Below are 19315 nucleotides of genomic sequence, written 5' to 3'. Positions count from 1 at the left end.
TTCCTGGGGGCGGTGGCGAGCAAGCAGTATAACGGGCAGGCCGCAGGCTGCCGTGGGTCGGCACGGACGATGAGGCCGGCTGGATTTCAGATAATTTCAATGGCTCAGCCGGCCGGTCGGTGCGGGCGGAACGCGGGCAGAGGCCTCAGGCTGCAAGGCCGCGTTCCGAGGTTGGCTGGGGTTCCGGTCAGGCACGGCGGCGCAGCCGCCAGCCCAGCCATGCACCGGTCAGGCAGAACAGGGCAAATACCCAGCCAGAGGCAGCGCCTGCCATGATGCCGGACAGCAGGGTGCCCACGGTGCAGCCCAGCGCCAGCATGCCGCCCCAGCCCATCAGGATGCCGCCCAGCAAGTGACGCAGCGCATTGCGCAGGCTGGGCCTGACCGGCCGGAAATCTCCTGCCAGGACGGCGCTGGCAAAGGACGCCAGTACCAGGGCGGCGACGAATACGCCATTGTTGGAGAGCAGGCTTTGTTTGATGATCGTGGCGCAGCCGGCAAAACCGTCCAGCCCTTCCAGGCGTGCCGGCAGGGCGCCCAGGTTGTCGGCCAGCGTACGGGCAATGCTGCCCAGTTCGGCGGTGACGCCCAGCGGCGCCACACGGAAGTAGGCAATGGCGCCCAGCCCGGCAATCACCAGGCCGCCGGCATAGGCGGGCCAGCGTTGGCTGAACAGCAAGGCCAGCAAGGAGGCCGCGCCCTGGTTGGGGGCAGAGCTTGCGTGGCGGCGTTGCTGGCCGCGCAGGAGCCATGCCGCGAGTGCGGCCAGCAGGGCCAGCTGCAAGACGAGTGAACCCCCGTAGCCCAGGTGATGCGGCAGCCAGAGGACGGGTGCGTCCCGTATGACGGCAGCATAGAGCGGATTCCATGAGGCGAAACCCAGGCCGAAACCGATCAGTGCGCCTACGAGGGCGAACAGGGAATGGAAAGCGCCTTCGCCCAGGCGGTATAGGTGGGCGCTGATGCAAGAACCGGAAATGGCCATGCCCAGCCCGAATATGAGCGCGCCCAGCGCCAGTACCCAGCTGACCGGCCCGATATGGGCGCCGGGCGGCAGCCGGCCGGGGGCGGGCACCGGCAGGAATGCACCGAACACGGCGTAGTAGCCCAGCAAGCCCAACGCGAGCGCCGCAATCAGGCCCAGCAGGCCGCGAGCGTCGCGGTTGGCCATATAGTCTCGCGTGATGCAATAGAAGCAGAAACGCGAGCGCTGCAGGGCCAGGCCGAAGAGGGCGCCAGCCAGCAGCGAAAAGGTCAGGCCCCGGCCTGTTCCGGGAATCTCCTGCAACTGCCAGGCCCACCAGGCCAGCCCGGCGGCAACCAGTGTCGCCGCCGCAACGGCTGGCAGTCCGGGGCGCTGCCAGGCTGGGGGATGTGCCGGGTCAGCGGCACTATCCCGGCCCGAAACGGCGCTGCCATCAGCAGAGGCGGCGGCTGGCTGCAGCGCCGGAGACAGGCGGGAGAGCGTGCTCATGCTCAGGTCTGGCCCCAGATCGTGCCTGCCGGGTTGTCGATAGGCGCGCCGACGCTATTGCCGTATTCCGTCCAGGAACCATCGTAGTTGCGCACGTCATAGCCCAGCAGCTTGCTCAGGGCGAACCAGGAATGGCTGGAACGCTCGCCGATGCGGCAGTAGGTGATGATGGGCTTGGCGCCGTCAATACCGACCGCACTGTAGATCGCCTTGAGTTCTTCAACCGGCTTGAAGGTGCCGTCTTCAGCGACCAGTTTGCTCCAGGTGACGTTCACCGCGCCGGGCACATGGCCGGCACGTACGGCCAATTCAGGGACGCCGTTGGGCGCGAAAATCTTGCCGTTGTATTCATCGGCGGAACGGATATCCACCAGGGCGACATCGGCTTCCTGGCGGGCGGCGGCGAGCACATCGGGCAGGCGGGCGCGCAAGGCCGTATTGGCGGGTTTCACGCTGACGGTGCCGGCGGGCGGCGTGGCGGCAGCGGTGCTCAGGGGGCGGCCTTCCGCTTCCCATTTCTTGCGGCCGCCGTCCAGCAGCTTGACGTTGTCGATGCCGTAGATATCGAAGATCCAGGCGCCCCAGGCGGCAAACCAATTGTTGTTGTCGCCATAGAGGATAGTGGTGGTGTCAGGGTTGATGCCGGCTTGGCGCAGCAGCGCCTGGAATTGTTCGGGCGGCGCGATATCGCGTTGCACGGTATCGACCAGATCGGTATGCCAGTTGAAATTGACGGCGCCGGGGACATGGCCGCGTTCATACAGGCCGGGGTTCACGCTGACTTCCACCACCCGTACGGCAGGGTCGTTCAGGTTCTGTTCCAGCCAATCGGTGGAAACCAGATAGGGGCTGCTGGCCAACGCAGGTGTTGAGGCAAAGGCCAGCGCAGCCAGGGCGCTGGTCCACAAGGTACGAAGTGACATGGACATCTCCGGTTGCAGTGCTAGGAAGTCAGACAGTAACGTTAGGCTTCCCAGGCCGGAAATATCTATTAGTGATGAGCAGATAACCTATTCAGGAATGCGTCAGCTTATTGGCCTACGTGGGGGCGATCAGGCCGGCGCGTGTGCGGCAGCGCCGGCCTGATCGTGCTCAGGTTCGCACAGACAAGGAGCGGCGCCGCATCCAGGCCAGGGCGGCCAGCAGGCCCAGGCCCAGCGCACCGCCACCGCTGCCCTGGTCATCGGTGCCGGGGGCAGGCTCGGGGGGTTCCGTTTCCCCGCCGCCGTTGTCATCCGGCTTGGACAGCGCCAGGTCGATCACGACCGGATCGTGGTCGGATGAGCTGTATGGATCGGCCGCATAGAACGAGGCCTGCTGCTGTGCGCTCTTGTATTGCAGCGAGTATTGCAGTGCCGGCGGTTCATCGGCATTGATATGCCAGGTTTGCGCTTTCAGCGCTTTGGCGCTCAGGGTGGCGTCAGCCAGCGCATGATCCAGGTAGCCCGACATGCCATTGAAGACATAGCTGTATTCGGCGCCGGCACCATCACGGGCCAGCAGATCGGCATAGCCGGCGTTGGCCAGCGCGACGATGGGATCTTCCTTGGCATAGCTGTTCAGATCGCCGATGATCAGGTGGCCTGCCGTCGCTACGCCCGTGGGCTGGGTTGCCAGCCAGTCGCTGAGCGCTTTGGCTGCCTTGATGCGGGTCGGGTTCCAGCAACTCTGGCCATCGTTCTGATCGGCATCGCCCTCCGTGGCATTGGTGCAACCCTTGGATTTGAAGTGGTTCACCGCGACGGTGACAGGCAGGCCGCCGCGCACTGATTCAAAGGTCTGGGCCAGCGGCACGCGGTTTTTATCGTCGATTTCCAGTGTGGCGACTTTGCCGGTTTCCCGTACGGTGTCGTTGCGGTACATCATCGCAACAGTGATCACATCGGTACCCAGGCGGTCGATGCCTGGCTGGATGTAGCTCCAGTTGCTGCCCATGCGGCGCGTGAGCTGGCTGATGGCGCTGGTATCGCCATAGCCGTTGTTCTCGATTTCCATCAGGCCGATGATATCGGCATCGAGTTGCTTGAGCGCGGCGACGATTTTGTCTTCCTGCCGTTGTAGTTCGGCGGCGCTCTGTGCACCACGGGCGGTGGGGAAGCCGCCGCCTTTGCCGTCGCCATTGAAATAATTCAGGACGTTGAAGGAAGCAACCCGGACATCGGTGCCGCCGGCACGGGCGGGCGCGTCGGGGCGCGGGTTGCCCGCGCTATTGAACCCTGGTGCGGCAGCGCCTGGGAGCGGCTGGATACGCCAGGCGTTGTAGCGGTTTTCCACGACACCCCGTACCGGGGTGGTCGTGGTATAGCCACGTCGCAATGTATTGGCGGCGGACAGTTCCGGGGCCGGATAGGGCACGGTAGCGGGGTTCTGGTTGTTGTAGCCGTCATCCAGGATGATGCTGTTGCGGGTGTTGGCGGCCAGCAGCGCCTGTGCGGCCGTGCCGGGGGCGACAGCGTGGGTGGGTGTTTGCAGCAGGCCGTTGCCCAGCAGGATGCTGCCGTAACGGCCCAGCTCATAGACGTTATTGACGGTCAGGCCAGGTGCGAGCTCTACCAGCATGCCTTCGTATTGGGCGTGATCGCTGCCTGCGGGCAGCGGCAGGGCCAGCGGTTCGGCCTGGACGCTCAGGTTGTCGGCACAGACGGCGATATCGCTGGCCAGCGTCAGCTGGGTCTGGTTGTATTTTTCTTCGACCTTGCCGACCAGGTGGACGCGTTGGCCGGCCGCCGCGCTTTTACCGGGCGCATAGACGAACAGCCCTTCTGATACGCCTGGACGGCGCAGCCGTTCGGCGTCTGCGGTCTGGATGAAAAAGCCGGAGAAGCCATTGCTGTAGGTATAGCTGGCGGTGACGACGGCTTCTACATGCACGTTGTCCAGGGTGGTGCCGTCCGCGCGGCCCTGGATATCGGCAATGGCCGTTGCGGGTGCGCCGCATCGGGCCGTTGCGCTGCCGCCGGTGTCTGCCAGGCCGGGATGGGCGCCCAGACCGTCGAAACTGTCGATGGGGAAGGCATCCCACTGGAGATCGACGTCGAATGCCGTATCGGCGGCGGTGTCGCCGGTCTTGATGGCGGCCTTGCGGCGCAAGGTATTGTCTTTGGTCGAAGCGCCGCTGGCGCCGACCCAAGCTTCCGTGGGGCGAAAACCGACCTGGCCGATGCGGTCCACGATATTGCCCTGATGGCTCAGCGTGACGGCATCGTCGCCGTTGTAGTTCAGGCCTGCCGTCAGGTTGATGCGGCTGCCCAATGTCTCCGTCATGTGCGAGTGGGCAACAACATAGGTGGCACCTGCCGCAAGATTGCCAGTGGGCTTGAAAGTCGAGGAAACCGTCTTCGAGCCGTTGGCATAGACATGGATCTCGTACTGGCCCAGATCCACGGCGCTGTCGCCTGCGTTGTACAACTCCAGCGCCTTGTTGTTGGATGAGCCTTCAACATACTCGCTGAAAATCACATCTGCGGAGACTGGCGTGACCATAAAGGCGGTCAGGAGGGCAGCATAGCAAGGGGTAAGGCGTCGGTGGCTCGTCATGATTGCGGGGTCCATGGCATCCTGGGAATCCGCAAAGTAAACGGCGTGGGTGACAAGGACGTTAAATCACCGCAGCATGTGGCAGCCGCATGGCGTTAAGATGCTGCATGTCCCCGGGTCGAGGGCGTCGTGCCTGGCAAAGCCGCCATGGGGCGCCACCCGGGCTTTTATTTGGAATGCGCTGATTATGCTGACTTTTTTGCTTTACCTGGTGCTGGGGGTGTTTTCTGGTGTGCTGGCCGGCCTGTTTGGCATCGGTGGCGGCCTGATCATCGTCCCGGTGCTTGTCTATAGCTTTACGGCTCAGGGGCTGGATCCGAACGTCCTGACCCACATGGCGGTCGGCACATCGCTGGCGACCATCGTTTTCACCTCCATCAATTCCATTTCCGGGCATCAGAAGCGCGGCGCGATCAACTGGTACCTGGTGCGCTGGATGACGATAGGCCTGCTGGTCGGGGCCGTGCTGGGTGGCCGGGTAGCATCGCTGTTGCCGGGCGCCGATTTGCAATTGGTGATCGGTATCTTCGCCATCTGCATGTCCGTCCAGCTGTATTTCGGCCTGGGCACCAAGAATGCGGCAGGCCAACCCTTCCGCCAGCCTAGCAAGCTGTGGCTGGGCATCAGCGGAACGGTGGTTGGCTGCGCGTCCTCGATTTTTGGCATCGGCGGTGGGTCCCTGACGGTGCCGCTGTTGTCCTGGCGCCGTTTGCCCATGCAGCAAGCCGTCGGTACATCCGCCGCCTGCGGGATGCCCATTGCCATTTTTGGCGCCTTGTCGTTCATCTACTTCGGCTGGAGCGAGCCCAACCGGCCGCCGCACAGCTTCGGTTTCATTTATCTGCCCGCCTTGGTCGGCATTGCCGTGACCAGCATGTTTTCTGCTGGTCTGGGCGTCAAGCTGGCGCACAAGCTGTCTCCGGTCATGCTGAAAAAGCTGTTTGCCGTGCTGTTGCTGTGCGTGGGCTTGAACTTCATCCTGTAAGGCTGAAGCGAACCAATAACGGGATAGGGATTAGAGGGAGGGCAGCGGAAGCATGCAGCAGGATCAAAACACTCTGGACGCCGCAGCACGTTTGCGGCCCCGGCGTTCGGTACTGTATATCTCCGGCGCGAATGAGCGTGCGCTGGAAAAGGCGCGGGCACTGGATGCGGATACCCTGATTTTCGATCTGGAAGATGCCGTGGCGCCGGAATCCAAGGCGCTGGCGCGTCAACGCATCAGTACGGCGTTGTCCAGGCCGCAGGGCTATGGCTATCGTGAGCGCATTGTGCGTATCAATGCGCTGGCGACCCCCTGGGGGCAGCAAGACCTGGCATGGCTGGCAGAGCAGGCGGTTGATGGCATCCTGTTGCCCAAGGTGGAAAGCGCCGCAGCGGTACAGCAGGCGCGCCAGGCCATGCTGGCGGCAGGATGCCGGGCAGATTTGCCGCTCTGGGTGATGGTGGAAACCCCGCTGGGCGTGCTGCGAGCCGACGCCATTGCCGAGCAGGGTGTGGCTGCGCTGGTCGCCGGGACATCGGATCTGGCCAAGGCGCTGGACGCGCATCCTGGAGCCGATCGTCTGCCGCTGCTGTTCGCTTTGTCGCAAATCGTGCTGGCGGCGCGGGCATGGGGCTGCGTGGCCCTGGATGGTGTGCACGGCGACCTGGAAGATGACGCGGGGCTGGAAAGGATGTGCCGGCAGGGCCGCGAGCTGGGTTTTGATGGCAAAACCCTGATTCATCCCCGGCAGCTGGCGCCTGCGAACGCGGCATTCAGCCCGTCGGAAGTCGATGTGTCGGTGGCGCGCAAGCGTGTCGAAGCCTGGGCGCAGGCCCAGGCGCAAGGCTTGGGCGTGGTGGTCGTGGATGGCGTGCTGGTGGAGCGTCTGCATGTGGATGCCGCGGAGGTGCTGTTGGCCCGCGCCGCGCAGATTGCTGCACGCGCATCTGCCTGAACGCGGACGCACATAAAAAAATCCCCGCCGGTACAGCCTGGCGGGGATTTTTGTTGCAGCGGCGCTTAGTTGATGGCGACGCGCTCGACGCGGATGGTGGCCGGGTGGCTGCGCAGCAGTTCCAGCACATCATCGCCCACCGGGCCATCAACGTCGGTGACGACGTAGCCCAGCTGGCCCTTGGTTTGCAGCGTCTGGCTGACGATGTTCAAGCCCTTTTCCGCCAGCGTGTTGTTGAGCGCGCTGACGGCGCCCGGCGCATTGCGGTGAATGTGCAGGACACGGGTTTCGCCATTGGCTTCCAGGTAAGGCAGCTCAGGGAAGTTGACGGCGCCCTTGGTGGTGCCGCTCAGCCAGTAGCGCACCAGCTTTTCTGCCACTTCGCGGCCGATGTTTTCCTGGGATTCCTGGGTGCTGCCGCCGATGTGGGGCGTCAGGATGACGTTGGGCAGGCCAACCAGCGGGCTTTGCAGCGGCTCGTTCGGGCCCTTGGGTTCCGTCGGGAACACGTCCAGCGCCGCGCCGGCAATGTGGCCGCTGACGATGGCGTCGCGCAGGGCTTCGATATCCACCACCGTGCCACGCGAGGCGTTGATGATGATCGCGCCCTTTTTCGTGCGCGCCAGGCGCTCGGCGTTGATGATGTTGGCCGTGCCCGAACCGCCGGGAACGTGCAGCGTCACGACATCCGATTCTTCCAGCAGCTGATCCAGCGACAGGGCGGCGCGAGCGTTGCCCAGCGGCAGCTTGGCTTCGATGTCATGGTAAATGACGCGCATGCCCAGGCTTTCGGCCAGCGTGCTGACCTGCGAGCCGATGTTGCCGTAGCCGACGATACCCAGCGTCTTGCCGCGGGCTTCAAATGCGCCTGTGGCCGTTTTGTCCCAGTGGCCGCCATGCACGCGATCATTCTTTTCGGGAATGCGGCGCAGCAGCAGGATGGCCTCGGCCAGCACCAGCTCGGCGACCGAGCGGGTGTTGGAGAACGGCGCGTTGAAGACCGGAATGCCGCGCTGGGCGGCCACATCCAGGGCAACCTGGTTGGTACCGATGCAGAAACAGCCGATCACACGGATGTTGGGGAACTCGTTGAGCAGGCCTGCATCGAGGTTGGTGCGGGAACGAATACCGACGATGTCGGCAGTCTTCAGAGCCGCACGCAGCTCATCGGGCGGAAGCGCGATGGCATGCGAAACGATGTTGGTCAGGCCGGCCTGCTTGAACACTTCGCGGGCGCTGGGATGGATGTTTTCGAAGAGAACGATATTTGCCATGACAGACAAGAGCCTAATTGAGGAAGTGGCGGCGCGTCGGCTGGGCGCGTCGGGAAGCGATCCATTGTAATCGCTTTGCCGCACCCATAAGGGCTTCCCCTGATGCCGGTAGGGGCGGGCAGGGCGGTTTGTCGCCTGGCCCCTTGCTGCAACAGGCAGGAATGGTGTTTGCCCGGGCCAGGGGGGTGTTGTTTTCCTGCCGGTTCAGGGCCGGGCCACGACTCGATCCGGGGGGAAAATCAGTGAAAACGTGCTGCCATGGCCCGGTTTGCTCTCGATGCGCAGTTCCGCGTCATGCCGCATGGCGATGTGTTTGGTGATGGCCAGCCCCAGTCCGGTGCCACCGACGGCGCGTGAGCGGCCCCGATCCACGCGGTAGAAGCGTTCGGTCAGGCGCGGAATATGAACGGCGGCGATGCCTATGCCGGAGTCGCGCACGCTGTATTGGGCGCCGCCGTCTGGCAGGCGGCGCCAGGACACATCTATGGTGCCGTTGTCGGGGGTGTAGCGGACGGCATTGGTCAGCAGGTTGGTGAAGGCGGAGCTGAGCTCGGTTTCTGCGCCCAGCAAGGCCAGGCGCTCGTCGATCTGCCAGGAAAACGTGTGCCGTCCCGACGACAGGCTTTCGGCTTGCAGTCTGGCGGCCTGGATCAGGTCGGTGGCGGAGATTTCCTGGGGGTCGGCCGAAGGCGAGGATTCCAGTGCGGACAGCGTCAGCAGGTCAGCCACGATGGTCTGCATGCGCTGGGCCTGTTCATGCATCAGGGACAGATAGTATTCACGCTGTTCGGGCGTGATGGCATCCGTGGGCAGATCCTGCAATGTTTCCAGAAATCCGCTCAGGACGGTCAGGGGGGTGCGCAGTTCATGCGAGACATTGGCAACGAAGTCGCGCCGCGTGGTTTCGAGTTTTTCTATCTGCGTGACATCGCGGGTGATCAGCAGGCGCTGGTCGCTGGCATAGGCGGCCAGCTGCATCATCATCAGGCGTTCCTGGCCTTCGCGCACCAGACGCACCAGAATCGGTTCCGGCCATTCTTCCTGTTGTGCGTAGGCAACGAACTCGGGTTCGCGCAGCAGATTGAGCAGGTACTGGCCCTGATCGGCCGGCAACCGCAGGCCCAGGTGGCGGCGCGCCATGCGGTTGCACCATTCGATGTGCAGGCTTTCGTTGAGGGTGACGGCACCATCGGGCAGCGCCTGCGCGGCGGCAATCATGCCTTGCAGCATGCGCTGGTTTTCTTCGAATTCGCGGATGCGGCGGCGCTGGTAGCGGTACAGCATGGCCGCGCTTTCATCGAGGACGCCCAGGGCGTAGGGCGGTGCGCTTTCCGGCGTTTTGAGCCATTGCGAAAAGCGTTGGATCTGGCGGGCCAGCCGGAAGGTCTGCAGCCCGGCGCCGCAGGCGAACACCAGCATGCCGCTGTTGCCCCCCAGGCGCCAATGCACCAGTGCGGCGACTGCAGCCCAGGCAAGCAGGGTAGCGAGCGTGCGTATCCAGATCATAGTGGCATCCATTGTCGCACTGCCGCGGCCTCGGGCGCGTCAGCAGTGCGCGGAAACCGGCGCGTACGCCGGCTCAGTTGCTGGTGATCTGGTTGGTGAAGCGGTAGCCGCTGCCGCGCACCGTTTCCACGTGGGCGTCGTGGCTGGAGGGCTCGAGCGCTTTGCGCAGGCGGCGGATATGCACATCCACCGTGCGTTCTTCAACGAAGACGTGGTCGCCCCATACCTGATCGAGCAGCTGGGCGCGGGAAAACACGCGTTCCGGATGGGTCATGAAAAAGTGCAGCAGGCGGAATTCGGTAGGGCCGATATGCAGCGCCTTGCCATTGCCGGTCAGGCGGTGCGTGACCGGGTCCAGGCGCAGGCCGGAAACGTCGATGACGTCATCGGTCAGCTGCGGCGCGCGGCGGCGCAGCACGGCCTTGATGCGCGCCATCAGCTCCTTCGGGGAAAATGGCTTGGTGATGTAGTCGTCGGCACCGGCTTCCAGGCCGTCCACCTTGTCCTGTTCTGAGCCTTTGGCGGTCAGCATGATGATGGGCACGCTGCGGGTGCGTTCGTCGGCACGCAGGGTGCGTGCCATGCTCAGGCCGGACGCGCCGGGCAGCATCCAGTCGAGCAGGATCAGGTCGGGCAGTTCGGCACGGATCAGGGTGTGCGCCTGTTCGACATTGAACGCGCGCAGAACTTTGTGTCCCGCGAAGGACAGATTGACGGCGATAAGCTCCTGGATGGCAGGTTCATCTTCAACCACGAGAATAGTGCTGGACATGGCAATCAGGCAGTAAGGAAAAGGCGCCGTATGGCGGGGACATTGCCATAATATGGCGGCAATGTTTCAGGTCTGTGACGAAATGCCGGAAGCGGACGGCTGAGCATCGGCGGCCATGTCGATGCGAGCCAGGCGGCCTCATGTTCGACAGGCGGTGGGCGGGAAGCGAAAATCGCAGCCTGCAGCGGGAATTTGCGTGGTGCGGATACTTCCTGCCGGCATGGAATCGGCTACGATATCGGGATGAGCGAAAAACAGATTTCTCCCGCACCAACGGACGCTGGCACGCCTTCTGGCGCCGCAGATCACACTACCCATTTCGGCTTCGAGACCGTTGCCGAGCACGACAAGGCGCGTCGCGTGGCAGGCGTGTTCCATTCGGTGGCCAAGCGTTATGACATCATGAACGACATGATGTCCGTCGGTTTGCATCGTGTGTGGAAAACCTTCACGGTAGGGCGCGCTGCGATCCGTCCCGGCATGAAAGTGCTGGACATCGCCGGCGGCACGGGAGATCTGGCGCGTGCATTTGCGCGTCGCGCGGGTCCGCAGGGGGAAGTCTGGCTGACGGACATCAATGATTCCATGCTGTCGGTAGGGCGCGACCGCATGATGGACAGCGGCCTGGTGCTGCCGGTTGCCGTCTGCGATGCCGAGAAACTGCCGTTTCCGGATGCGTATTTCGACCGCGTCAGCGTGGCCTTCGGCCTGCGCAACATGACGCACAAAGATGTTGCGCTCGCGGAGATGCGCCGCGTGCTCAAGCCGGGCGGCAAGCTGCTGGTGCTGGAGTTCTCGCGTATCGCCAAACCGCTGGAGCCGGCCTACGACTGGTATTCCTTCAATGTGCTGCCGCGCCTGGGCAAGGTCATTGCCAACGACGAAGAAAGCTATCGCTATCTGGCCGAGTCCATCCGCATGCATCCTGACCAGGAAACGCTGGCGCAGATGATGCGCGATGTCGGATTCTCGCGGGTACGTTATTTCAACCTGACAGCAGGGATCGCAGCCTTGCACGAAGGCGTGCGGCTGGACTGAACGCGCTGGCGCGGGCCTGCCGGGTGCCTTGCCTGGGCTGCACCTTGCCCGTGGTGCAGCCGGACACGCTGTAACACGATAAAACGACTTTTTTTTGCGTGCCCTCCCGGTGCGTGCCCGGCTTCGCTTACGCTGGGGCATCAAATACCATGCGGTTTGGCTGCCATCGTCCGGCGCGTCATGCCGGAATCGCTGGCCCATTGTTTTTTGTCGGGGAATCACACCTCTGGCAAAAATATTAAGCTTCTAGTAAGCTTGGTTCATGTCCTCCAGAAAACGGGGGGTGGAACCGTTGTTGGCCGATGTCGCGATCCGCAGCATCACAGTATCCGCAACCAACCCAGCAGGGTTCCGCCATGTCGCTTGCAGGCGCATGTGCCCATCCGGGCCATGCAGGCCGTACGCAGCGTGGGGGTGTTCTAGAGTCGGCCGCATCGAGTGCGGCGGGCCAATACGGGGAAATTGTCCATGTCTCGACGTTTTACGAAATTCTGTGCCGCTGCAGTCATCGCCCTGACCGGCGTTGCCATGCTGGGCGCTTCCTTTGACGCCGACGCACGCCGCATGGGTGGTGGCGGCAGCTTCGGCCGTCAATCCAGCAATGTCATGCAGCAACGCCAGGCGGTCACGCCGCCGGCGGCCAATACCGGCGCCAACACGGCGCGTTCGGCCGCTGCACCGGCGGCCGCAGGTGCGGCGGCAGGCGCCGCCACGCGCAGCGGCATGTCGCGCTTCCTGGGCCCCATTGCCGGCATCGCCGCCGGTCTGGGCCTGGCCGCGTTGCTGTCCAGCATGGGCCTGTCCGGCGCCTTGCTTGAGTTCCTTTCCAGCGCGCTGCTGATCGGCCTGGTTGTTTTTGCCATCTTCTTTATCGTGCGTCGTCTGCGCGGTGCCAGCGCGGGTGCTCGTCCGGCCATGCAGGGCGCAGGTGCAGGTGCTGGCGGCCAGGGTGGCCAGCAACCGGCCCCGATGTGGCGTGAGTCTGCGCAACCTGCTGCGGCGCCCGCCGCAGCCCCGGTTGCCGCTGCCGCGCCTATGGCTGCCGCTGCTGCTGCCGCGCCGGTCGATACCAGCTGGTTCATCCCGGCCGATTTCGACTCTCATGCCTTCCTGCAGAACGCCAAGGCCCAGTTCGTCGCCATCCAGAAGCTGTGGGATAGCGGTGACGTCGAGTCCCTGCGTGAATACCTGACGGATGATCTGCTCGCGGAACTGCGTCCGCAGATCGCAGCCAATGCCGGCGGTCAAACCTCGGTCGTGCTGCTCAACGCGGAACTGCTGGGCGTGGAGCAAGTCTCGGGCGGCCACCTGGCCAGCGTGCGCTTCTCCGGCATGCTGCGTGAAGAAGCGGGTGCGGAAGCCTTCCGTTTCGAAGAAGTCTGGAACCTGTTCAAGAGCGAGCAAGGCGGCTGGCTGCTGGCTGGCATTCAACAAATGAACGTCGCTCAGTAATCGGGCATGGCACGGCCCTGAGCGCTTGCCAGAATGGCAGCATGCGCAGGGCCGGCCCGATGCCTTGTGGTTCGGACAGGCCACCTTTGCCGGTGTGCGGTTTGATGTATTCCAGGCCCTGGCCGGGGAGTTTCCCCGCCAGGGCTTTTTGCTGCGCGAGCCCGGGCCGGCGTGTGCGGTCGTGGCCGGGATGCGGCGGCGCAGGGCATGGGGCTCCGTCCAGGCATGTGCTGCGCAGCCAAAGCCGTTAAACTGCTTGCTGTACCCAAGATATTCAAGACTCATTCGGGCGGCAGCCCAGGATTGCCTTCATGTTGCCAGCATTCTTGCCTCATCCTGTCGATTTGGCTGTCAGGGCGTTCAACGCGCTGACAGCGCAGGAGCCTTGGGCTCGGGAAAAATTGGCGCGCCATAGCGGCAAGCGGATTACCCTGGTGGCCGGGGGCATGCGTGCCGTGTTCCTGGTGGCGCCGGATGCCTGTCTGGAGTTTCTTGAAGATGAAGACGGCACCTCGTCGGACGTCATTCTGACCTTGCCCTTGGAGCGTCTGGCGCTGCCGCGGCCTGGTGTCAGCCAGCCGCCGCTTGCGGAAATCATGCATATTTCTGGCGAGGCCGGCCTGGCGCAGACCTTGGCGGAATTGGCCCGGGGGCTGCGCTGGGATGCGGAAGATACGCTCTCGCGCTGGGTCGGCGATGTGCCGGCGGTGCGCATTGTGGCTGGCGCGCGTCAGTTGCGGCGCGGCTTGCGCGATTTCCTGCAACGCCTGGCCGGCAATACGGCCGAGTACCTGTCGGAAGAAACCGAGACCGTGCTGGGCGCCTCGCAGTGGCGGCAGTGGCAGCTCGATCGCATGCAGGTGGAGCAGCAGCTCGACGGTGCCTGCACCCGGGTTGAGGCATTGCAGCGCCGTTTGGCGCGTCTGGAAGCTACCGTTGGCCGGAGGGGCAGTCTGTGAATTCGATGTTCCGCCTGTGGCGTATCCTGTTTGTCTGCCTGCGTTACCGGCTCGATGAAATCGTATTGTCCGGCCTGCAGTTCCGCTGGGCCAGGGTGGCTTTGCGCTGTGTCCGTTTCGGCCGTCCTCCGCGCCAGCCCAGAGCTGTGCGCCTGCGTCTGGCCCTGGAGTCGCTGGGGCCGATTTTCGTCAAATTCGGGCAGGTGCTGTCCACCCGCCGCGATTTGATCGCGCCGGATTTCGCCGAGGAATTGGCGCGACTGCAGGACAATGTGCCGCCGTTCCCTTCGGCGCAGGCGGTCGCCACCATTGAAAAGGCGCTGGGCGCCCCGCCGGCGCAACTGTTTGCCGAGTTCGAGATGACGCCGGTGGCATCGGCCTCGGTGGCACAGGTGCACTTCGCCGTCTTGCACAATGGCCGGGAGGTTGCAGTGAAGGTGCTGCGGCCGGGCATGCGCAAGATCATCGACCAGGACCTGGGGCTGATGCGCCGCCTGGCGACCTTGCTCGAACGGTTGTCTGCCGATGCGCGCCGCCTGAAGGCGCGCGAAGTGGTGGGCGAGTTCGATAAATACCTGCATGATGAATTGGATCTGCTGCGCGAAGCGTCCAATTGCAGTCAGTTGCGCCGCAACTTTTCGGTCGATAGCGTGCGTGCCAGCCAGCTGATCGTGCCGGAAGTGTTCTGGGATTACACCTCGTCCACGGTGTTCACCATGGAGCGGATGCGCGGGATCCAGGTCAGCAAGGTCGAAGCCTTGCGGGCGGCCGGTGTGGATTTGCCGACCCTGGCGCGTACCGGGGTGGAGATTTTCTTTGCCCAGGTCTTCGATGACGGTTTTTTCCATGCTGACATGCATCCGGGCAATATCTACGTGTCGGATCAACCCGAGACGCTGGGCCGTTATATCGCGCTGGATTTCGGAATCGTCGGTTCCTTGTCGGATTTCGACAAAAACTATCTGGCGCTCAATTTCCTGGCGTTCTTCCAGCGGGATTACCGTCAGGTGGCCAAGTTGCATATCGAATCCGGCTGGGTGCCTGCGGATACGCGCGAAGAAGAGCTGGAAGGCGCTGTGCGGGCCGTGTGCGAGCCGCATTTCGACCGCCCGCTGGCAGAGATTTCGCTGGGTCAGGTGCTGCTGCGACTGTTCCAGACCTCGCGTCGTTTCAATATGGAAGTGCAGCCGCAGCTCGTGTTGTTGCAAAAGACCTTGCTCAATGTCGAAGGCATGGGACGCGAACTGGATCCCGGCCTGGATCTTTGGAAAACCGCCAAGCCCTATCTGGAACGCTGGATGCATCGCCGTATGGGTTGGCGCGGCCTGAAAGAGAAATTGCAGCAGGAAGCCGGGCGTTGGGCACAGACCTTGCCTGAGTTGCCACGTCTGGTGCATGAGAATCTGGCGCGTCCGGATCACATGCCTGCGCTGTTGGAAGAAACCCAACGCTTGCGCAAGGCCAGGGAAACCGGCAATCGTCTGCTGGCAGTGTTGATCGGAGTGCTGGCCGTCGCGTTGGTCGTAGGGCTCTGGGCACTGACCCGCTGATGGGCATTTGCCGCTGCACAGCGCCTGATGCACCGAACAGGAAGGATTCATGACCATCCGTTTTGAAACGAAAATCTGGACCCGCGAGGCCTGCATCGAGGCCGTGCGCCTGGGGCGTCTGCCCCGGCCGCTGGTATTTACCAACGGTGTGTTCGACATTCTGCACCGCGGGCATGTGAGCTATCTCGATGAAGCGGCGCAATTGGGGCGGACGCTGCTAGTGGCAGTCAACAGCGATGCTTCGGTACGCATGCTGGGCAAAGGGGATGAACGTCCCTTGAACAGCCAGGAAGATCGCATGGCGATGCTGGCCGCCCTGGCGAGCGTGGACGCCGTGACCTGCTTCGAGGAAAGCACGCCGCAGGCCTTGATCGAAGCCTTGCGGCCGGACATCATCGTCAAGGGTGGCGACTACGATATGGAAGTGTTGCCGGAAACGGCGGCCGTGCGCAGCTGGGGTGGCAAGGCGGTGGCCATTCCCTTTGCCCATGACCGTTCCACCACCAAGCTGGTGCGGAAAATCATGGCGGCGGCCAAGACGGATTGAACGCGTGCCTGCGCGCCGTCACCTTGTGGCGGGCGCAGATTCTGTCGCGGCCCTGCCGGCGCACGCAAGTGCGCCGGGTTCTGGTTCAGAACTTGAACTTGGAAACTGTCGCGCCGCGCAGCGGCTTGACGATGGTTTCGAACAGCGGTTCGGTTTCGAACGTCGCCGCAGTGGTGCGTGTGATACGACAGGCCGTCATCACCGGGTGCTGGCCGACGACAGCCACCAGACGACCGCCGATGCGCAGCTGATACTTCAGGGCATCGGGCACGACCGGAACGGAGCCGGTCAGCAGGATGGCGTCGTACTCGGTGGAACCCCAGCCGGAGCCACCGTCACCGGTTTCGACCTTGACGTTGCTGACCTGGTTCTGCTGCAGATTCTGCTGGGCGAAGGCCGCCAGGCGCGGGTCGATTTCGACGGACAGCACTTGCTGGCCCAGACGGCCCAGTAACGCGGCCTGGAAGCCGGAACCGGTGCCGATTTCGAGAATACAGTCGCTGGGCTTGAGTTCCAGGGCCAGGGCCAGGCGGGCTTCGATCTTGGGAGCCAGCATGGCCTGGTTGCTGTCGATGCCGTCGATGATCAGCGGAATTTCCAGGTCGGAGAAGGCCAGCGCGCGCTGGGCGGCAGGCACGAACTGTTCACGGCGCAGTGCGTAGAGCGCGTCCGACAGGGTTTCGTCCAGCGGCACCCAGGGACGGATCTGCTGTTCGATCATATTGAAGCGAGCTTGCTCGAGGGCAGGCAGGTTTGCAGCGTTCATGGCGTGATTGCGTCCAATGCAGGCGGCGCGGCGTATGCAGCGCCAGTGCGGGGGAATGTAAGTGACCTCCCGATTGTACCGGTTGAGATGGGCCAATGGGGAGGGCCGCCTTCAGCCCGCCAGGTTTACCACCAGGCGTGGAAATGGTGGACCGGGCCCTGGCCGTTGCCGATATGAAGGCGGTCAGCCTGTTCCAGTGCCGTCATCAGATAGGCCTTGGCGCGCCGTGCCGCCTCGGGAACATCCGCCGATTGCGGCAGCAGCGCGGCCAGTGCGGCGGACAGAGTGCAACCGGTGCCGTGCGTATTGCGCGTGGCAATGCGCCGGCCAGGCAGTTCTAGCATGACATCGCCATCATGCAGCAGATCCACGGTGTCATCGCCTGGCAGATGGCCGCCCTTGAGCAGCACCCAGCGATGGCTGCTGGTATCCATCAGATTGCGCAGCTTTTCGGCAACGCGGCGCATGTCGCGCACGTTTTCGACTGCGCTTTGTTCCAGCAACACACCGGCTTCGGGCAGGTTCGGGGTGATGATGGTGGCCAGCGGCAGCAGGGCTTCGCGCAGCGCACCCACCGCATCGGTCTCCAGCAGCATGTCGCCGCTTTTGGCGACCATGACGGGATCCAGCACCAGATGCGGCACGGGGCGCGCAGCCAGCTTTTCCGCCACGATTTCGGTGACGCGGCGCTGGCCCAGCATGCCTATCTTGGCCGCGTCGATGCGGATATCATCAAACAGGGTGTCGATCTGCTGGCCGACGAAGGCCGGGTCTATCGGCAGAATGCCTGTGACGCCTTGCGTGTTCTGCGCGGTAAGCGCTGCGATGACGCCGCAGCCGTAGGCACCCAGCGCACTCATGGCCTTGACGTCGGCCAGCACGCCGGCGCCACCGGATGGATCGACCCCTGCAATGGTCAGGGTGTGTGGCGCGGCGCCGGGCTGGCGGGCGGGTGGGGCGGTACGGATCATGTTCAACCTCACTTGCGGGTCGGAGTCAGCAGGCCCTCGGTGGGCGAGCTGGGGTCGGCGCTGTAGAACTTGCGCGGCATGCGGCCGGCCAGGTAGGCTTCGCGGCCGGCTTCGACAGCCAGGCGCATGGCGCGTGCCATGCGCACGGGTTCGCGGGCACCGGCAATGGCGGTATTCATCAGGACGGCGTCGCAGCCCAGTTCCATCGCAACCGTTGCGTCCGAAGCCGTGCCTACGCCGGCATCGACGATGACCGGGACGCGCGATTGGTCGATGATGAGACGCAGGTTCCAGGGGTTCAGGATGCCCATGCCCGAGCCGATGAGGGACGCCAGGGGCATGATGGCGACGCAGCCGATATCCTCGAGCATGCGGGCTTGGATGGGGTCGTCCGAACAATAGACCATGACCTTGAAGCCATCCTTGACCAGGGTTTCGGCGGCCTTCAGGGTTTCAGGCATGTTCGGGAACAGGTTCTGGGCATCACCCAATACTTCGAGCTTGACCAGGTCATGGCCATCGAGCAATTCGCGCGCCAGGCGCAGCGTGCGCACGGCATCGTCGGCGGTATAACAGCCGGCGGTGTTGGGCAGCAGCGTGAATTGCGACGGCGGCAGGTAATCCAGCAGGTTGGGAGCGGAAGGGTCCTGGCCGATGTTGATGCGGCGGATTGCCAAGGTCACGATCTGCGCGCCGCTGGCGTCGATGGCCTCACGGGTCTGCTGGAAGTCGGCGTACTTGCCTGTGCCTACCAGCAGGCGGGAGCTGAATTCACGGTCGCCGATGCGCAGGATGTCTTGTTGTTCGCTCATGATCGTCAGGGGGGTATGTTGGGTCGTTGAAAAGGGGAGGGAACGCGGGGGGAAGGCGCGCGCCAGGCCTCAGGCGGGAGTGATATCCACCGTGGCTTCGCCGGTGTCGGCGGAGATCCAGGCAGCGCCATCCTGGATATTGATGTTGAGGGACATATTGCGGCGCGCCAGCCCTGCCAGTGTGGCCGTGGCATCGGCGGGCAGCAGATAGACACGCAGTTTGCCTTCAGCCTTGCGCAGCTTGGTGCGCACGCCGCTCCACCATAGTGGCGCATTGCGGCCATAGGCATAGACAATGACTTCGTCGGCTCGGCCACAGGCCTTGAGGATCCGGCGTTCATCCGGCGTGCCGACTTCGATCCAGGTCTGCACCGCACCGGTCAGGTCCAGGCGCCAGAGTTCCGGTTCATCGACTTCGCTCAGGCCGCGGGTGAAACGCAGGTTTTCATCGGCATCGGCATTCAGCGCATAGGCCAGGAGCCTGACCATCAGGCGTTCGTCGGTTTCGGAAGGATGCCGCGCCAGGGTCAGCGAGTGGCTGCCATAGTAGGCGCGGTCATTGTCGGCGACGTTCAGATCGGTTTTATAAATGGTTGCGGGCAGGGCCATGGGGAATGCAGCGTGGAAAAAGGAAACCGGCGCGGGCCGGGCGGCACGCCTTGCGGTGAAACGAGCATTGTAGGCACAGGCGCCGTACCACGCTCGCTGCATTGCAGC

Annotated in this window: 17 protein-coding genes; 7 read left to right on the top strand and 10 right to left on the bottom strand. The window is 63.7% G+C overall.

All coding sequences use genetic code 11. The annotated features are described in order from the left end of the window. Window positions 1–187: 187 nt before the first annotated feature. The 3 genes from ACNA1V_RS11965 to ACNA1V_RS11955 all read right to left on the bottom strand — a co-directional run bounded on the left by ACNA1V_RS11965 (window position 188) and on the right by ACNA1V_RS11955 (window position 5011). Complete coding sequence (locus tag ACNA1V_RS11965) at window positions 188–1474, bottom strand: YeeE/YedE family protein (protein ID WP_415833837.1); 1287 nt, start codon at window positions 1472–1474, stop codon at window positions 188–190. A gap of 2 nt (window positions 1475–1476) precedes the next feature. After that, complete coding sequence (locus ACNA1V_RS11960) at window positions 1477–2397, bottom strand: sulfurtransferase (RefSeq protein ID WP_415833836.1); 921 nt, start codon at window positions 2395–2397, stop codon at window positions 1477–1479. 169 nt (window positions 2398–2566) lie between these two features. After that, window positions 2567–5011, bottom strand: a complete 2445-nt coding sequence (locus ACNA1V_RS11955; RefSeq protein WP_415833835.1) for an ExeM/NucH family extracellular endonuclease — start codon at window positions 5009–5011, stop codon at window positions 2567–2569. Between the two features lie 187 nt (window positions 5012–5198). On the opposite strand from ACNA1V_RS11955, the gene ACNA1V_RS11950 reads away from it, so the two are divergent. Further along, complete coding sequence (locus ACNA1V_RS11950) at window positions 5199–5996, top strand: sulfite exporter TauE/SafE family protein (protein ID WP_415833834.1); 798 nt, start codon at window positions 5199–5201, stop codon at window positions 5994–5996. A gap of 52 nt (window positions 5997–6048) precedes the next feature. Next, entirely contained in the window at window positions 6049–6951 is a 903-nt protein-coding gene (locus tag ACNA1V_RS11945; RefSeq protein ID WP_415833833.1) for an HpcH/HpaI aldolase/citrate lyase family protein, read from the top strand. 65 nt (window positions 6952–7016) lie between these two features. Here the strand turns inward: ACNA1V_RS11945 and serA are convergent, their stop codons facing one another. From serA to phoB, 3 genes are all read right to left on the bottom strand, one after another. Further along, window positions 7017–8225 carry a phosphoglycerate dehydrogenase gene (serA, locus tag ACNA1V_RS11940; protein ID WP_415833832.1) on the bottom strand — a complete coding sequence of 403 codons (1209 nt, stop codon included), beginning with the start codon at window positions 8223–8225 and terminating at the stop codon, window positions 7017–7019. Between the two features lie 204 nt (window positions 8226–8429). Further along, window positions 8430–9731 carry a phosphate regulon sensor histidine kinase PhoR gene (gene phoR / locus ACNA1V_RS11935; RefSeq protein ID WP_415833831.1) on the bottom strand — a complete coding sequence of 434 codons (1302 nt, stop codon included), beginning with the start codon at window positions 9729–9731 and terminating at the stop codon, window positions 8430–8432. A 73-nt stretch (window positions 9732–9804) separates the two neighbouring features. Next, window positions 9805–10503 carry a phosphate regulon transcriptional regulator PhoB gene (gene phoB, locus ACNA1V_RS11930; protein ID WP_415833830.1) on the bottom strand — a complete coding sequence of 233 codons (699 nt, stop codon included), beginning with the start codon at window positions 10501–10503 and terminating at the stop codon, window positions 9805–9807. 243 nt (window positions 10504–10746) lie between these two features. Between phoB and ubiE the strand changes: the two genes are divergently transcribed. The 5 genes from ubiE to rfaE2 all read left to right on the top strand — a co-directional run bounded on the left by ubiE (window position 10747) and on the right by rfaE2 (window position 16049). Then, window positions 10747–11541 carry a bifunctional demethylmenaquinone methyltransferase/2-methoxy-6-polyprenyl-1,4-benzoquinol methylase UbiE gene (ubiE, locus tag ACNA1V_RS11925; protein WP_415833829.1) on the top strand — a complete coding sequence of 265 codons (795 nt, stop codon included), beginning with the start codon at window positions 10747–10749 and terminating at the stop codon, window positions 11539–11541. 468 nt (window positions 11542–12009) lie between these two features. After that, complete coding sequence (locus tag ACNA1V_RS11920) at window positions 12010–12993, top strand: Tim44 domain-containing protein (RefSeq protein WP_415833828.1); 984 nt, start codon at window positions 12010–12012, stop codon at window positions 12991–12993. Window positions 12994–13304: 311 nt separating this feature from the next. Continuing rightward, window positions 13305–13952, top strand: coding sequence for a ubiquinone biosynthesis accessory factor UbiJ (locus tag ACNA1V_RS11915; protein WP_415833827.1), 648 nt, complete (start codon window positions 13305–13307; stop codon window positions 13950–13952). Continuing rightward, window positions 13949–15502 carry a ubiquinone biosynthesis regulatory protein kinase UbiB gene (gene ubiB / locus ACNA1V_RS11910; protein WP_415833826.1) on the top strand — a complete coding sequence of 518 codons (1554 nt, stop codon included), beginning with the start codon at window positions 13949–13951 and terminating at the stop codon, window positions 15500–15502. The genes ACNA1V_RS11915 and ubiB overlap by 4 nt, the downstream gene beginning before the upstream one ends. A 49-nt stretch (window positions 15503–15551) precedes the next feature. Continuing rightward, window positions 15552–16049 carry a D-glycero-beta-D-manno-heptose 1-phosphate adenylyltransferase gene (rfaE2, locus tag ACNA1V_RS11905; protein ID WP_415833825.1) on the top strand — a complete coding sequence of 166 codons (498 nt, stop codon included), beginning with the start codon at window positions 15552–15554 and terminating at the stop codon, window positions 16047–16049. Between the two features lie 85 nt (window positions 16050–16134). Here the strand turns inward: rfaE2 and ACNA1V_RS11900 are convergent, their stop codons facing one another. The 4 genes from ACNA1V_RS11900 to ACNA1V_RS11885 form a co-directional block, all read right to left on the bottom strand. Beyond that, window positions 16135–16815, bottom strand: coding sequence for a protein-L-isoaspartate O-methyltransferase family protein (locus ACNA1V_RS11900; protein WP_415833824.1), 681 nt, complete (start codon window positions 16813–16815; stop codon window positions 16135–16137). Window positions 16816–16940: 125 nt separating this feature from the next. After that, complete coding sequence (gene thiD / locus ACNA1V_RS11895) at window positions 16941–17786, bottom strand: bifunctional hydroxymethylpyrimidine kinase/phosphomethylpyrimidine kinase (RefSeq protein ID WP_415833823.1); 846 nt, start codon at window positions 17784–17786, stop codon at window positions 16941–16943. Window positions 17787–17794: 8 nt separating this feature from the next. Next, the gene (locus ACNA1V_RS11890; protein ID WP_415833822.1) at window positions 17795–18598 is read right to left on the bottom strand and encodes a thiazole synthase; all 804 of its coding nucleotides are present in this window, start codon (window positions 18596–18598) and stop codon (window positions 17795–17797) included. A 69-nt stretch (window positions 18599–18667) separates the two neighbouring features. Then, window positions 18668–19207, bottom strand: coding sequence for a YaeQ family protein (locus ACNA1V_RS11885; protein WP_415833821.1), 540 nt, complete (start codon window positions 19205–19207; stop codon window positions 18668–18670). Window positions 19208–19315 lie beyond the last annotated feature (108 nt).

Origin of the sequence: Kerstersia similis, assembly GCF_965139615.1 — a bacterium.
In the GTDB taxonomy this organism is placed as follows: domain Bacteria; phylum Pseudomonadota; class Gammaproteobacteria; order Burkholderiales; family Burkholderiaceae_B; genus Kerstersia; species Kerstersia similis.
The sequence above is the reverse complement of the archived record's forward strand: the minus strand, read 5'-3'. Positions and strand labels throughout refer to the sequence as shown.

What these genes read in the sequence shown, in the direction of transcription:
- ACNA1V_RS11965 (WP_415833837.1), bottom strand. Translation starts at nt 1,474, where the DNA reads ATGAGCACGCTCTCCCGCCTGTCTCCGGCGCTGCAGCCAGCCGCCGCC.
- ACNA1V_RS11960 (WP_415833836.1), bottom strand. Translation starts at nt 2,397, where the DNA reads ATGTCACTTCGTACCTTGTGGACCAGCGCCCTGGCTGCGCTGGCCTTT.
- ACNA1V_RS11955 (WP_415833835.1), bottom strand. Translation starts at nt 5,011, where the DNA reads ATGACGAGCCACCGACGCCTTACCCCTTGCTATGCTGCCCTCCTGACC.
- ACNA1V_RS11950 (WP_415833834.1), top strand. Translation starts at nt 5,199, where the DNA reads ATGCTGACTTTTTTGCTTTACCTGGTGCTGGGGGTGTTTTCTGGTGTG.
- ACNA1V_RS11945 (WP_415833833.1), top strand. Translation starts at nt 6,049, where the DNA reads ATGCAGCAGGATCAAAACACTCTGGACGCCGCAGCACGTTTGCGGCCC.
- serA (WP_415833832.1), bottom strand. Translation starts at nt 8,225, where the DNA reads ATGGCAAATATCGTTCTCTTCGAAAACATCCATCCCAGCGCCCGCGAA.
- phoR (WP_415833831.1), bottom strand. Translation starts at nt 9,731, where the DNA reads ATGATCTGGATACGCACGCTCGCTACCCTGCTTGCCTGGGCTGCAGTC.
- phoB (WP_415833830.1), bottom strand. Translation starts at nt 10,503, where the DNA reads ATGTCCAGCACTATTCTCGTGGTTGAAGATGAACCTGCCATCCAGGAG.
- ubiE (WP_415833829.1), top strand. Translation starts at nt 10,747, where the DNA reads ATGAGCGAAAAACAGATTTCTCCCGCACCAACGGACGCTGGCACGCCT.
- ACNA1V_RS11920 (WP_415833828.1), top strand. Translation starts at nt 12,010, where the DNA reads ATGTCTCGACGTTTTACGAAATTCTGTGCCGCTGCAGTCATCGCCCTG.
- ACNA1V_RS11915 (WP_415833827.1), top strand. Translation starts at nt 13,305, where the DNA reads ATGTTGCCAGCATTCTTGCCTCATCCTGTCGATTTGGCTGTCAGGGCG.
- rfaE2 (WP_415833825.1), top strand. Translation starts at nt 15,552, where the DNA reads ATGACCATCCGTTTTGAAACGAAAATCTGGACCCGCGAGGCCTGCATC.
- ACNA1V_RS11900 (WP_415833824.1), bottom strand. Translation starts at nt 16,815, where the DNA reads ATGAACGCTGCAAACCTGCCTGCCCTCGAGCAAGCTCGCTTCAATATG.
- thiD (WP_415833823.1), bottom strand. Translation starts at nt 17,786, where the DNA reads ATGATCCGTACCGCCCCACCCGCCCGCCAGCCCGGCGCCGCGCCACAC.
- ACNA1V_RS11890 (WP_415833822.1), bottom strand. Translation starts at nt 18,598, where the DNA reads ATGAGCGAACAACAAGACATCCTGCGCATCGGCGACCGTGAATTCAGC.
- ACNA1V_RS11885 (WP_415833821.1), bottom strand. Translation starts at nt 19,207, where the DNA reads ATGGCCCTGCCCGCAACCATTTATAAAACCGATCTGAACGTCGCCGAC.